This is a genomic window from Bacillus haynesii (assembly GCF_014042035.1).
Taxonomy (GTDB): Bacteria; Bacillota; Bacilli; order Bacillales; family Bacillaceae; genus Bacillus; species Bacillus haynesii.
The window spans coordinates 2,777,480-2,792,092 of sequence record NZ_CP059494.1; the positions used below are offsets into that span (position 1 = coordinate 2,777,480).

The window sequence follows — 14,613 nt, forward strand, 5'->3', positions numbered from 1 at the left end:
TAGAAAGCGCTGTCAAACAATTTAATGATTGTTTTTTTCATCACGAAGACCATTCAGTATTTTGTCACGTACAAATTTTAAATGCTCATACATATGGTGATAGGCTTGATATGGGTCCCTTTGTTGAAGGGCTTTCAAAATATTCGTATGATATTCGACAGTCCGGTCCCTTTCCCTGTATGGAATCTGGCTGTCGATTTTGGCGTGTGTGATCAAGAGTGATTGAATCATGCCTTCCAGCACCGGGTTGTTTGCGCTCAAAGCGATAATCCGGTGAAATTCCTTATCCGCTTCTCCATAATGATTATCTGTGCTGTTTGCAATGATATCGATCGTTTCCTGCAGCCTTTCGAGCTGACTGTCATTGATCTTTTCTGCGGCGATCGTGACAAGCCCGAGTTCAAGTGCCATCCTCGCTTCAATAATGGCCGGCAAATTATCGACCGCCAAAGCCAGCATGACAGAAAACGGCTGGATGCCGATTTTATCATTAAAATACGTGCCGTCTCGGGTTTTTCTTTTAATAATTCCGAGCGTTTCGAGTGATATTAAAGCTTCGCGGAGAACGGGTCTGCTGACATTTAGCTTTTCCATGAGCTCGATCTCCGTCGGCAGTTTGTCCCCCGGTTTCAATTGGCCGCTTGATAATAAATGGACGATTCGTTCAACAACCTGTTTTGCCAATGTCTTGCGATTAACTGATTCGACCTGCAATGTTTCCATATCTTCTTCCACGACTGTGGGCCCCCTTTCAGTTGTTCATATTGTAAGACAAAATATCGCGTATGACAATGTCGGCTAGGGGCCTCTCAAACCGCTGTTTCAGCAATTATCGAACAAGACAAGGGCGTTTAGGGTCGAAACGCCAATTTTCAATCAAAAACTGCATGGCAACGGCATCATTCCGCTCGCCTGCTGTCATTTTCTCAAACAGCTCATTTGCTTTTTCCACCTGTTCCATATCGATTTCAATGCCGAGCCCTGGCTGATCAGGAACTTGGACATATCCGTCAGCGATTGAAAAAGGCTGTTTTGTCAGACGCTGTCCATCCTGCCAAATCCAATGCGTATCAATCGCCGTGATGTCACCCGGAGCTGCTGCGGCAACGTGGGTGAACATAGCCAGTGAGACGTCAAAATGGTTATTGGAGTGAGAGCCCCACGTCAGCCCCCATTCATGGCACATTTGAGCAACGCGGACGGATCCCTGCATCGTCCAGAAATGCGGGTCTGCAAGCGGTATATCAACGGCGTGCAGTTGTATCGCATGCCCCATTTGCCGCCAGTCTGTCGCAATCATATTCGTCGCTGTCGGAATGCCTGTCGCACGGCGGAATTCGGCCATGATTTCCCTCCCCGAGTATCCGGCTTCCGCTCCGCAAGGGTCTTCCGCGTAGGCGAGCACATCCCGCTTTCCCTTACAAAGCGCAATCGCTTCTTCCAATGACCACGCGCCATTCGGGTCAAGTGTGATTCTCGCTTCAGGAAACCGCTTCGCTAAAGCGGATGCCGCCTCGATTTCTTCCTCTCCCGAGCGGACGCCGCCTTTTAATTTAAAATCGTGAAAACCGTATTGTTCTTGAGCTGCTTCAGCAAGACGGACGATCGCTCCGGGTGTTAACGCTTCTTCACGGCGGAGGCGGAACCAGTCGGCACTTGCCTCTTGTTCACTGATATAGGGAAGCGTCGTCCGCTTTCGGTCGCCGATGTAAAACAAATAGCCGAGCATCTTCACTTTTTCCCGCTGCTGGCCTTCCCCCAACAGCGCCGCCACAGGGACGCCGAGAAATTTCCCGAGCAAATCGAGCAAAGCTGCTTCCAATGCAGTCACTGCGTGTATCGTCGTCCGCTGGTCAAAGGTCTGCACCCCGCGTCCTCCGGCATCCCGGTCTTTAAACTGACTCCTGACAGACTGCAAAATCGATTGAACAGCGCCGAGCGGCCGATCAATAACAAGCGGCTTCGCCTGCTCAAGCGTCTGGCGGATCCGATCGCCGCCCGGGACTTCGCCGACGCCGAGAGCACCTGATGAATCTTTTAAAATCACGATATTCCGTGTGAAAAAGGGGCCGTGAGCTCCGCTCAAATTCAAAAGCATGCTGTCGCGCCCTGCCACGGGTATGACCTGCATATCAGCAATAGACGGTGTTTGCGATGCTTTCTCCTCTTTTACCTGCTGATGGATGTTTGTATTCATATCGATTTAGCCTCCCTCTTGTTAAAGCGCTTACATTTTACATGGATAAAGTGGTGTCTGCAGGGTCTCCCTCTTTCTGCAGTTCGATGCGCTTGATCGGCCCGACGAGAAACAGATAGCTTAATACCGCGGCAATCGCGTTGGCGCCGACAAAAACAAGCGCTCCGTTAAATGAGCCTGTCGCATTCACGATATATCCGATGATAATGGGCGTCGTAATGGACGCAATATTTCCAAAGGTATTGAAGATGCCGCCGCTCAAGCCGGCACACTCCTTTGGCGAGGTATCTGACACAACCGCCCAGCCCAGCGCGCCGAATCCTTTTCCGAAAAAGGCAAGCGACATGATGGAGATGACCAGCCAAGACGAATCTGCATAGTTGCATACGATCATCGAGCAGGACATCAGCATGCCAAGGATGATCGGCGTTTTTCTGGCAACCGTTATGGAGCAGCCCTTTTTCAGAAGGTAATCTGACACGAACCCGCCCAGCAACCCTCCTAAAAATCCGCAGATTGCAGGAAGCGATGCGACAAAACCCGCTTCAAGGATCGACATGCCGCGCGCCTGAACGAGATAGACCGGAAACCATGTCAGAAAGAAATAGGTCAACGTTGTGATGCAGTATTGGGCAATGTACACCCCGAGCAGCATCCGGCTTCTTAAAAGCTGCTTAATGTAAGGCCATTGCGACTCCTTTTCTTTTTTTTCCGCGTTCTTTCCCTCATCCATTGAGACAAGCGCGCCGCCTTGTTCGATGTACGCCAGTTCGGCGGCATTCATTCTCGGATGTTTTTTTGGTTCGTAAATCGTTTTCAGCCAAATAAACGACATCGCGATCCCTAGAGCACCCATAATCACAAAAACCGTATGCCAGCTGAAAGAGTGGGCGAGCCACCCCATTAGCGGCGAAAAAATGACAAGTGCAAAGTACTGCGCCGAGTTGAAGATCGCCGACGCTGTTCCGCGTTCAGAACTTGGAAACCAGGAAGCCACCACCCGGCCGTTGCCCGGAAAGGACGGCGCTTCTGACAGACCGACGAGAAACCGGAGCGCAAATAAAAGGATAACGGCCGTTCCCGCGGCGAAAAAGCCCAGCGTCCCCTGCAAAAGGGTAAACAATGACCAAAAGAAGATGCTGGCAGCAATGACGATTTTCGACCCAAAACGGTCGAGCAGCCAGCCTCCGGGGATTTGGCCGACAACATACGCCCAGCCAAATGCGGAAAAGACATACCCCATCGCCACCGAACTTAGCCCAAGCTCATGCTGCACAGAATCGCCGACGATCGAGAGTGTCGCACGGTCGGCATAATTAATGGATGTGACGAGAAACAGCATAGACACGACAAACCAGCGGACAGAACTTCTTTTCCCCGCGGTATGGGGGGAGGCTGCACGATTTTTTTTCATAGCATCTTCTCCTTTATTCATTTGTACCGAAACGGCTAATTTACGGTTTGACAAATACCGTTTTCACGGCTGTAAAAAATTCTTTGGCTGCCTCTCCCTGTTCCCGTGAATGCGAGCTCGATTGTTTAACGCCTCCGAATGGCGCCTGCAGTTCGACACCGGCGCTTTCGGCGTTGACGCGAATGAGCCCCGCTTCGATTTCATCTATGAATGACAGCATCCGCCCAACGTTTTGCGTAAAAATGGAGGCGCTCAGGCCGAATTTGACGTCATTGGCCGTCTCCAAAGCTTCCTCAAGTGTATCCGCCTTGATTAAAGCGATGACCGGGCCGAAAATTTCTTCTTGAGCAATCGTCATGCCGGAAGTGACGTTGTCAAAAATGGCCGGCCTGATATAATAGCCGTTTTCGTATTTCCCATCTGCCAGCCTCTCGCCGCCGAAAATGAGGTCCGCGCCTTCTTGCTTTCCTTTTTCAATATAGGACAGACAGTTATCAAGCTGCTGTTTGTTCGCAATCGGTCCCATCCAGACATCTTCTTTTAAGCTGTCGCCAATTGTAATCTCTTTTGTCTGTTGAAGCAGCTTTTCTTTAAACCGGTCATAAACGCCGTTTAAGACGATGACGCGGCTTGTCGCCGTACACTTTTGGCCTGTCGATCGGAACGCTCCGCTGATGACCGCTTCAACCGCAATATCAAGGTCGGCGTCATCCGCTACGATCACCGGGTTTTTGCCGCCCATCTCAAGCTGGTACTTCGCCCCTCTTTCAAATGCCGTCCGGCCGATAATTTTTCCTGTTTGATTCGATCCTGTGAACGTAATTCCGTTCACATCCGGGTGCTCGGCAAGCCTTTGGCCGGCCGATGATCCCGGTCCTGTCACCGCATTGACCACGCCTGACGGAATCCCTGCTTCTTCAAAGCACGAGATAACCTTAAGACAGGTGACTGCGGTTTCCGTAGCCGGCTTAATGACAACCGTATTTCCATAGATAAGAGCAGGCGCCATTTTCCAAATCGGGATGGCAACAGGGAAATTCCACGGCGAGATGACGCCGACGACGCCGAGCGGCACCCTGTCGGTGTACATAAAAGCGGATGAATCGGTCGACGGAATCACATCACCTGTTTTTCGCAGCCCCTCTCCGGCATAGTATCTGAGAATCGCGATTCCCCGTGCTGTTTCTCCTTTCGCTTCAGGCAGTGTTTTGCCCATTTCACGCGTCGCACATTCGGCAATTTCATCGCGGCGCTGTTCCATGATGTCAGCGGCCTTGTAAAGGAATTGACCGCGCTCCGCACCCGACAGCTTTCTCCACGCCTTCTTGGCCTGCTTGGCCGCTTCAACCGCCCGGTCTACATCCTCAATCGAAGATTTTTGGACAAGCCCGACGATATCCCGTGTATCTGCCGGGTTCAAGCTCTGTTCCATCCCGCCCGATTCGGCCTTCACCCAGCGGCCGTTGATAAAGTTAAAATACGTTTTATTTTCAGCTGCAACAGACATCTTCAAGTTCCTCCTTTTGTTTATAGGGCAGCGGTCGTTTTCGGATAACGCGCCATCGCGTTTTTCAGAATGTTTTCGAGCTGCCGGCAATGTTCTTTTTCCACCGGAACGATCGGCGGTCTCGCAGTGTTTTTCACATGAAGCCCCATGATTTCCATGCCGGCTTTGATCAAGGACACGGCATAGCCTTTCCGAAGTTTGCGGATCTCGTTGATCGGCATGATGACATGCTCATAAATCTCTTTGACAAGCTGGTCGTTACCGTTTAATAATGCCTCATAAAACATTCTGGAAATATGGGGAATATAATTGGATATCGCCGAAGAATACGACGTAAAGCCAATCGGAGCATAGGCCGGCATCGTGACTTCAGCCATCGGCATTCCGTTGAGCCAGCCCAGCCTGTCTCCTATCGTATATGACAAACTGATATTCAATGCCATATCCCCTATGCCGTCTTTGAGTCCGACAAGCTGCTCGAGATCGGTCAGCCGCTGAATCTGTTCAAGCGTCAAAACCGCATTGTCTCGCTGATAAATGATGGCATTTAAATCCGTGCTTTCAATGATTGTTTTCGTGTACTGATAGAGGCCTTCCTGCTCTCCGTGTATCAAGTACGGCGGGAGAATCAAATAGCCGTCGGCCCCTTTTTCTTCGGAAATCCGCGCCCATTCCAAAGCAGTGCTTAAGTTGCCGCCCACTCCTGTGTAAACAGGCACCTTCCCGCCTGCCGCCGAGACGGCAATTTCGACCATTTGCTCATATTCCTTTGTGCTGAGAGACTGAAATTCTCCTGAGCCACAAGCGATAAAAACCGCCTCAAGCCCCTCATCCAATAAAAAGCGGATGTTTTCGTAAAGTGCTTCTTCCTCCAGTTTTCCTTCCCCGTTGAAGGGTGCCACCGGGAAACCCAATATGCCTTCCGGCGCCTTCCGTAATTGACTCATCTCCGTCATCCCCCTGTCGTTCATTTCCTGAGAAAGCGTTGTCATTTGGCTAAAATGCGATGTCTCTGTTTTAGAAAATCCCTCCATTCATCTTTTTGTTTAATTGTAAGACAAATAAACAAATTGTCAATATCATTATTTTCTGATTTTTTTCATTTCAAGCAAAAAAAAGAGACTGAAGACACAGTCCGTCTTCAGCCTTGAGCCTCAGCCCCTTGTTGTGCAGCTGTTTTTTTCCGGTAGATAAACGCTGATAAAGAGATGCTTAATTCGTATAATACAAGCAGCGGGACGATCACCAGCACATCCGAGATAAAATCGGGCGGCGTGATCACAACTGATACGACGATCAGCGCAAAATAAGAAATTTTTCTCATTTTACTGAGCTTGGCCGGATTTAAAATCCCGAGGCTCGTTAAAAACATCACGACGAGGGGCATTTCGAACAAAAACCCGAATGGCAGTGTGAGGTTCATCATAAAGCGAAAATAATGCTCCGCCGTAAACATCGTTTGAAAATGGCCGGCAGATAAGCCGATCAAAAACTGAAGAACGAGCGGAAAGAGCACAAAATAGCCGAATACAATCCCCAAAATAAAAAAAATGAACAGTCCCGGTATATAAAATAATGCCGTCCTCCGTTCGTGGTCGGTCAGCGCAGGCGCCACAAACCGCCATGTCTGAAAAGCAGCCACCGGTATGGTGGCAGCGATCGCCAGCACCCCCGCAATCATCATATAAACCCAAAGAATATCCCCCGGCCCCAGTACAGCAAGCTTTTCATCAAGGTCCCTGATCAGCCAGTCATAGATGTCCTGAACAAACAAAAAGCCGGTGATGAGAAACAGAATAAACGTAAGAAGCGTTTTAATGATTCGCTGGCGCAGTTCTTCAAGATGGGCAATCAAATGTGTTTCCCTTTTTTTCACCTTCGCCTTCCTCCCCTTCGCATGTTAAACAGAAAAAAGAACAGACGGGTTTACCCGCCCGCTCTATTGATCATCTTGCCGATGGATCGCTTTGCTTTTTCGCATTAGGCTCCTGTCCGATCTCATTGTCATCGGCAGATACTAAAGACTTTGTCGCGCTTTTGAATTCGGTCAGCGTTTTTCCAAAAGCCCGGCCGATTTCCGGGAGCTTTGAAGGCCCGAAAATGATCAGCGCAATCACCAGAACCAGAATGAGACCCGGAATACCGATATTTGAAAGCATTTGCTGTCATCCTTTCATTGATTACTGGGTTACCTTTTTCTCCTTTTGCTTCACTTGCTTCTGATGGGCTCTTGTATGTGCGAGGAAGCGGTCTTCTTCGACTTCGTTAGACTTCTTCACGCCTCCAGGCACAATGTTGGAAGCGGTCCGTTTCAGCCCTGTGTAGTCTTTATGATAAACATAGGAAGCTCTTGTCGAAACCGCTGCACCCGGCTCGGTCACATATGGGACGACGCGGTAATCTGTCCGCCATTCTTCCGGTGTGACCGTACAGCGCACATAGCCGCGGTAATCATTGAAAAACTTAATATGAGGATTGTTCGATAAAATCTTATCCGTGTCTGCTCTTTTATCAGCGCCGTTTCCTCCCGATGTAATCGACGTCCCGACGAATTCTACGCCGAAGATGTCCGATTTCGGATTGTCAAAATCAACGAGCAGATTATTTGCCCAGCTGGCATGCACATCACCGGTGAGGACGACGATGTTGTTCAGTTTTTGAGATTTGATGAAATCGATCACCCGCTTGCGCTGAGCAGGATATCCGTCCCATGAATCCATGCTGTAAATCGGCGCTGCGCTTGTCCCAAAGTTCCATTGCGCAAAGAAAATCTGCTGAGCGATGATGTTCCAATGCGCCTCGGAACGACTCAGATTGTCAAACAGCCAAGCCTCCTGTTCCGCTCCAAGCAGCGTCCGCTTCGGATCGTTCGATTCATCAGAAGGAGGCTTATTGCCATCTCCATTGGCTTGGTCATCGCGATACTGACGGGTATCCAGCACGCTAATGTCAGCCAAATTGCCGTAGGAAAAATTCCGGTACAATTGCATATCAGGACCGTTCGGCAGGGATTTGCGGCGGAGCGGCATATGCTCGTAATAAGCTTGGTATGCAGCGGCTCGCCGTTTAATAAACGCTTCAACTGACTGGCCTTTTTCAGGGATGACATTCGCATAGTTGTTCTCCACTTCATGGTCGTCCCATGTGACAACCCACGGGAAGGCGGCATGCGCGGCTTTCAAATTTGCATCTGAACGGTATTGGGCATGGCGGTTTCGGTAATCAAGCAGCGACATGATTTCAGGACCGCTGTGTGTTCTGACATTGCCTGTTTTCGAAACGTATTCATTCGGACCGTACTCATAAATATAGTCGCCGAGATGAAAAACAAGATCGAGCTTTTCCTTCGCCATATGCTGATATGCGGTATAATAGCCATGTTCGTACTGCTGGCATGAAGCAAAAGCGAATGTGAATTTAGCAACATCTGCCCCGGGTGCCGGAAGCGTCTTTGTCTTGCCGACAGGGCTCAGCTGGTTGCCGCATTTAAAGCGGTAATAATACACATGATTCGGTTTCAGTCCGGATACCTCGGCATGTACTGAATGTGCAAGGTGCGGTGTCGCTTTTTCGGTTCCCCGTTTGACGATTCGGCGGAAGCGTTCGTCTTCTGCGAGCTCCCATTTCACAGATACAGCTTCATTTGGCATCCCGCCACCGTTTAGCGGATCGGGCGCCAGCCTTGTCCACAACACGACGCTGTCAGAAAGCGGATCTCCCGATGCAACGCCAAGTGTAAACGGATATTCCGAGAATGTCGGTGCTGCATTAACTTCCATTGCCCCCATCGATTGCGCGATCGCAAGTCCGAGCGAAAGCCCGGCTATTTTGCCGGCCCCTTGAATAAAGCGGCGGCGGTCAAACGTATTGTCCTTGAGGCTTTCCTCACTCAGCTTTTTCATCCATTCCTCCAGCGGTCCTTCATGTGTCATTCGTATTACCCCTCTCTATACAAATGATTGATCGGGTTCTATTATAGGCAGAGTTTATTAACGATCTGTAAAGTATTGTAAATAGGAGAAGAAACGCGATACATGGTCCATCAAGTCACACTACCGATAGATGTGTCGAATTTTGTCACAAATCAACCCATTCGCCTATGATTTCGACAAAAACCCGGTCGTTTCCCGCAGACCGATTCTCCCGTTTTTCTTCACATGATCTTTAAAGAGAGAAAACAAAAAAAGCCCACACCATTGCCAGACAATGATATGAGCTTGATCAGCAAGTGACTTTATGTAAGATGATGTTTTAACACAATTTATTGCAATGTTTTATTTGCCGTTCTTGTTTAAGGCTTTGATTACCACCTTTGTTGCTGCTGCAATAAGCTTATCATCATACTTGGCATCCTTTTTATCCCGGCTGGATAATACTGCAAGAACGACAGGATCTCCTTTTGGCGGCCAAATGATGGCAATGTCATTCCGGGTTCCATATGATCCCGCTCCAGTTTTATCAGCCACTTCCCAATCTTCCGGCACACCGGCGCGGATTAAGGCATCCCCAGTCGTATTTCGTTTCATCCAATCGATTAAAAGCTCGCGTTTTTCACTTGGAAGTTTATCTTCAAGAGCAAAAGCTTGAAGGCTTGTCGCAAGTGCTCTTGCTGTACTGGTATCTTGAGTTTCTCCCGGATTCACTTCATTTAACTCTGGTTCGTATCGTTCGGGATTTGTAACTTCATCACCAAGCTTCCTCAGTTCCTTTTTCAAACTTTCAGGCCCGCCAATTTGTTTAAGAATGAGATTCTGTGCCGCATTATCACTATATCGAATCGAAGCATCTGCAAGCTCTTTAAGCGTCATTCCCGTATCAACATGCTTTTCCGTAATGGGGTTGTAGTTTACGAGATCATCACGTGTATATGTTATTCTCTGGTTCAGATCTTCTATTGATTTCTGTTGTAAAAGCACGCCTACGGTTAAAACCTTAATCGTCGATGCAAAAGCAAAACGCTCATCCGGACGATGCGTTATCGTTTGGTTTGTACCTGTATCTAATGCAAAGATCCCGAGTTTTGCATCAAATTGTTCCTCAAGTTTTGCAAAATCATCTTTCATCTCCGTCTTTTCATTCTTCTCGGCAGATTGTGAGGCATTCGAGTTATTGTCATTGCATCCGACAAGGGCTACACATGAGACAAGCAACAAGGGGGCAACTTTTTTCAGTTTTAAAGTGCCGAAAATTGTTTTCCATAATTTCATCAAAATCGTCTCCTTTGTAACGAATATCTTATTTATAGAAACCACTCGTGCAGTTAAGCATTTCAAGCAAATTTTGACCTACATTTATTCGTTGAAGCCCCATTTCTGCTTGCTTTTCAACATCAGCTTCTACAACCTCGTGCTATCTCGATAATCCCCCCCTTTTTTTCAATTGGAGCGTGTTCAACTTCGAATTTTGATGTTTAAACATCAAATCTTACAAATGTAGTCTTTGAAAGTATTACACATGTAAGTTTTAATTGCAACAGTTTTTTATGAAAGTGCTAGCCTTTAAAAGATGATTAAAAATGAAAGACAGGTTCGATGAAGAGCAGTAGAGGGAGTTGCCATATTTACAAAACGCTAACAAGATGCTTTTGTGATTCGATGTGAGGTTGTGGGCAATATGCACTTCATTGACTTCTTAAAATGGCAAACCTATAATGAGAGTATTACATTTGTAAGTATAGGATGATGGAAATGAAAAAAATACCTCAAATCTCTGATGCGGAATTAGAAGTGATGAAAGTCATTTGGAAGCATTCTTCGATCAATACCAATGAGGTGATTAAAGAGTTATCCAAAACCAGTGAATGGAGCCCTAAAACCATTCAAACCATGCTGCTGCGCCTCATTAAAAAAGGAGCATTAAACCACCATAAAGAAGGACGGGTTTTCGTTTATACTCCAAATATAGACGAAAGTGATTATATAGAGGTTAAGAGTCACAGTTTTTTAAACCGGTTTTATAATGGCACCCTTAATTCGATGGTATTAAACTTTTTGGAGAATGATCAGCTGTCAGGTGAAGAAATTAATGAGTTGTATCAAATATTAGAAGAACATAAGAACAGAAAGAAGGAATGAAATGAGCAGTTCTTTCTTTATTCCCTTTTTGGTTAGTCAAATTCTATTGTCTTTGTTTTTTTCTATCATCATACTCTTTAAAAAACTGCTGAAGTCTCAAATCACTGTAGGCACCCACTATCATATTAGCGTGATTTCTCTTTTGGCATTGATCGCTCCTTTTATCCCCTTTCATTTTCTAAAAAGCCATCATTTTGACTGGATTCTGAACTTAGGGGGAGCTCATTCAGCATTTTCTCAAACCCATTCCACAGATCATGCGACAGAAGCAATTGACCAACATGCAAACTGGGTGCAGGACTTTTCGATATCGATTGAACAATCGTCTTTCAAAATGATAGATTCAGCCTTTTTCGCAGTTTGGATATTGGGTATTGCTGTTATGCTTATAGCTACTCTTTATAGCAATCTAAAAATCGGCAAAATAAAAAAGAGCCTGCAAATTGTTAACAGTAAAGAGCTATTAACCCTTTTTCACACATGTAAAGAGGAAATACGCTTTCATCAAAAAGTCATTTTGGGCCGTTCCCCATTGATAAAATCCCCCATTACATTCGGGGTCATCCGTCCGTATATTATCTTGCCAAAAGATACTTCAATGTTTTCTGCCGACGAGATGAAATGTGTTTTGCTTCATGAACTGTACCATTGCAAACGAAAAGATATGCTCATCAACTATTTTCTTTGCCTGTTGAAAATCGTCTATTGGTTTAATCCCCTCGTTTGGTATTTATCAAAGGAAGCGAAAACGGAGATGGAGATTTCTTGCGACTTTGCCGTATTAAAAACGCTTGATAAAAAATTACATCTCAAATATGGCGAGGTGATTTTAAAATTCACTTCACTTAAGCAAAGAACATCATCTTTGTTAGCCGCTTCTGAATTCAGCAGCTCATACAAACATATCAAAAGACGGATTGTCACAGTTGTCAACTTCCAGGCGGCATCGCCTTTGCTAAAGGTGAAAAGTGCTGTAGTGTTCGCCCTTGTCCTTGGGATCATGTTAGCTGGTACTCCTTCTGTGTCTATATTGGCCATGCAACAAGAAACACGCTTTTTACCCGGCACGAATGTAGAATACGAAGATTACAGCACCTTTTTTGATAAATTCTCAGCCTCAGGGGGCTTTGTCCTGTTGGATTCTAGTAGGAAAAAGTATACAATATACAATAGGAAAGAAAGCACCTCCAGATTCGCACCTGCTTCCACATACAAGGTGTTTAGCGCATTGCTCGCACTGGAATCCGGAATCATCACGAAGAACCATTCTCACATGACTTGGGACGGGACTCAATATCCGTATAAAGAATGGAATCAAGACCAGGATTTATTCTCTGCGATGAGCAGCTCCGCAACATGGTATTTTCAAAAACTGGACCGGCAAATTGGGGAGGATCATTTACGTCATTATCTCAAATCTATACATTATGGAAATGAGGATTTTTCAGACCCGGCTCATTATTGGCTGGATGGCTCTCTTCAAATTTCCCCTCTTGAACAGGTCAATATATTAAAAAAGTTTTATGATAACGAATTTGATTTTAAACAGTCTAATATTCAAACTGTGAAAGATTCGATACGTTTAGAAGAATCAAATGGCAGAGTTTTATCCGGTAAAACCGGAACATCGGTTATCAACGGGGAACTTCATGCCGGCTGGTTTGTCGGATATGTAGAAACTGCCGATAATACTTTTTTCTTTGCTGTTCATATTCAAGGTGAAAAACAGGCTGCCGGAAGCTCTGCTGCCGAGATTGCACTTTCCATTTTGGATAAAAAAGGGATTTATCCATCCGCTTCCCGATAACAGTTACATTTTATTCTATGAACATGAATGATGCGCAGATCGATGAATGGTCCTTTCACCTTCCTAAATAAAACGGAACTTGGAGGCAAGATCATGGAAACCCTTTATACAGAAAGATTGACTTTGAGAAAAATGGAATTGGAGGATGCAGATGTCCTCTGTCAATACTGGTCAGATCCGGAAGTCACAAAGTATATGAATATCACGCCTTTTACAGACGTCTCCCAAGCGCGGGACATGATCCAAATGATCAATGATTTAAGCCTTGAAGGGCAGGCGAACCGCTTTTCGATCGTTGTAAAAGAAACGGATGAAGTCATCGGGACGTGCGGCTTTAATATGATCGACCAGGAAAACAGCAGAGCTGAAATCGGCTATGACTTAGGGAGAAATCATTGGGGAAAAGGCTTTGCTTCCGAAGCTGTTAAAAAGCTGATCGACTACGGCTTTACAACCTTGAACCTCAACCGAATCGAAGCGAAGGTAGAGCCTGAAAACACGCCTTCAATCAAACTCCTCAACTCGTTATCCTTTCAAAAGGAAGGACTGTTAAGAGAATACGAGAAAGCAAAAGGAAAGCTGATTGACGTATACATGTTTTCACTGCTGAAAAGAGAATACGCTGGATAACCGGCAGGCAGAAGAGCTTCCTCTAAGGTGAGGAAGCTCTTTTCAACCCATTTTCCCGGTGCTTTCACTCAACCGCTTGGCTTCCAAAAAGAAAACCTGAATGAATTTTTTCGTGTTGACGCGGGCGGACGGCAAGGCGGCGGCAGAGTCTTTCTGCAGCTCTTTCATTTTTTTGCTGATGACGGTAAAGTCAAAAAACCGGGACGCATAGCTTTCAAACCGCGGATTTGAAAAGTCTGTTAAACCGAGTGATGCGAAATGGTTTAGCGAATGGCTGACCGCCCGCCGTATTCGCTGCTCAGACGCTTTAACCTCCCTGTTGATCTCTACGGGTGAAGCAGCCGGCCCGAGCTTTTGCTCGGCAATCTGATGAAAAATCTGTTTGAGCGGCGGAAAGTCCTTTTCATATAATGAGGTCTGTTCATCATCAAACAAATACTGAAGGATGGCGATTAAATCCTGGGACCCGCTCTCCCCGACGATTCCGAGTTCAGAAAGGAGAAATTCGCCTGTTTCCTGAATACTTTTTTCCCTAAAGCCGTTTTTTCGTCCGCTGCCGAGACTCACAAGCCGGTTCAGCGAAGATTGTATATCATGGATCGACCTTTCCAGCTCAATGCGCTCCTTGACTTTTTGAATGACGTTCAAGATTTCAATGCGGTTAATCGGTTTATGTATATAATATTCAATCCCCAGGGAGTAGGCTTCACCGATCATTTCCTTCGATTCCACCTGGGAAATCATGATGATCTTCCCTGAGAAAGCTCCATGCAAATGACGAACCGTCTCAATTCCGTCGCGGAGCGGCATTAAAAGATCGACAAATAAAATATCAATTTGCTGCAAATTCAGGACGTGGCCTTCCAAATCGCAGCCGTCTTCCGCTTCTCCGGCCACTTCACCCAAATCTTCGTCTTCAATGATTTGTTTTAAAATTGATCGCACAGCACGGTCATCATCTGCAATAAAAAAACGCACAGGTCT

At 46.4% G+C, this 14,613-nt stretch carries 13 protein-coding genes; 3 read left to right on the top strand and 10 right to left on the bottom strand.

The genetic code is table 11. From position 1 onward, the window contains the following. Positions 1–21 precede the first annotated feature (21 nt). From H2R00_RS13595 to blaP, 9 genes are all read right to left on the bottom strand, one after another. Positions 22–723 (bottom strand): FadR/GntR family transcriptional regulator, encoded by a 702-nt coding sequence (locus tag H2R00_RS13595; protein WP_154495802.1) that lies wholly within the window; start codon positions 721–723, stop codon positions 22–24. Between the two features lie 106 nt (positions 724–829). Then, positions 830–2,197, bottom strand: a complete 1,368-nt coding sequence (gene gudD, locus H2R00_RS13600; protein WP_182069457.1) for a glucarate dehydratase — start codon at positions 2,195–2,197, stop codon at positions 830–832. Positions 2,198–2,234: 37 nt separating this feature from the next. Next, positions 2,235–3,611, bottom strand: coding sequence for an MFS transporter (locus tag H2R00_RS13605; protein ID WP_182069459.1), 1,377 nt, complete (start codon positions 3,609–3,611; stop codon positions 2,235–2,237). Between the two features lie 40 nt (positions 3,612–3,651). Next, on the bottom strand, positions 3,652–5,118 hold the full coding sequence (gene gucD, locus H2R00_RS13610) for an alpha-ketoglutaric semialdehyde dehydrogenase GucD (protein WP_182069461.1): 1,467 nt from the start codon (positions 5,116–5,118) through the stop codon (positions 3,652–3,654). 20 nt (positions 5,119–5,138) lie between these two features. After that, positions 5,139–6,065, bottom strand: coding sequence for a 5-dehydro-4-deoxyglucarate dehydratase (gene kdgD / locus H2R00_RS13615; protein ID WP_182069463.1), 927 nt, complete (start codon positions 6,063–6,065; stop codon positions 5,139–5,141). A 194-nt stretch (positions 6,066–6,259) separates the two neighbouring features. Continuing rightward, entirely contained in the window at positions 6,260–6,994 is a 735-nt protein-coding gene (tatC, locus tag H2R00_RS13620; RefSeq protein ID WP_154999400.1) for a twin-arginine translocase subunit TatC, read from the bottom strand. A gap of 70 nt (positions 6,995–7,064) precedes the next feature. Then, entirely contained in the window at positions 7,065–7,277 is a 213-nt protein-coding gene (locus tag H2R00_RS13625; protein WP_176277149.1) for a twin-arginine translocase TatA/TatE family subunit, read from the bottom strand. Between the two features lie 21 nt (positions 7,278–7,298). After that, positions 7,299–9,050: an alkaline phosphatase PhoD gene (locus H2R00_RS13630; RefSeq protein WP_182069465.1), complete on the bottom strand. Its 1,752-nt coding sequence runs from the start codon at positions 9,048–9,050 to the stop codon at positions 7,299–7,301. 342 nt (positions 9,051–9,392) lie between these two features. Continuing rightward, positions 9,393–10,325, bottom strand: a complete 933-nt coding sequence (gene blaP / locus H2R00_RS13635) for a class A beta-lactamase BlaP (RefSeq protein WP_182069467.1) — start codon at positions 10,323–10,325, stop codon at positions 9,393–9,395. A 480-nt stretch (positions 10,326–10,805) separates the two neighbouring features. Here blaP and H2R00_RS13640 point away from each other — a divergent pair, with 480 nt between their 5' ends. The 3 genes from H2R00_RS13640 (at position 10,806) to H2R00_RS13650 (ending at position 13,629) form a co-directional block, all read left to right on the top strand. Further along, a complete protein-coding gene (locus tag H2R00_RS13640; RefSeq protein WP_075753647.1) occupies positions 10,806–11,192 on the top strand; it encodes a BlaI/MecI/CopY family transcriptional regulator in 387 nt (128 codons plus the stop codon). Position 11,193: 1 nt separating this feature from the next. Then, the gene (locus tag H2R00_RS13645) at positions 11,194–12,999 is read left to right on the top strand and encodes a BlaR1 family beta-lactam sensor/signal transducer (protein WP_182069469.1); all 1,806 of its coding nucleotides are present in this window, start codon (positions 11,194–11,196) and stop codon (positions 12,997–12,999) included. Between the two features lie 93 nt (positions 13,000–13,092). Beyond that, positions 13,093–13,629 (top strand): GNAT family N-acetyltransferase, encoded by a 537-nt coding sequence (locus H2R00_RS13650; protein WP_154999395.1) that lies wholly within the window; start codon positions 13,093–13,095, stop codon positions 13,627–13,629. A 42-nt stretch (positions 13,630–13,671) separates the two neighbouring features. Here H2R00_RS13650 and H2R00_RS13655 read toward each other — a convergent pair whose 3' ends face one another. Then, on the bottom strand, positions 13,672–14,607 hold the full coding sequence (locus H2R00_RS13655) for a response regulator (RefSeq protein ID WP_154999394.1): 936 nt from the start codon (positions 14,605–14,607) through the stop codon (positions 13,672–13,674). Between the last annotated feature and the right edge of the window lie 6 nt (positions 14,608–14,613).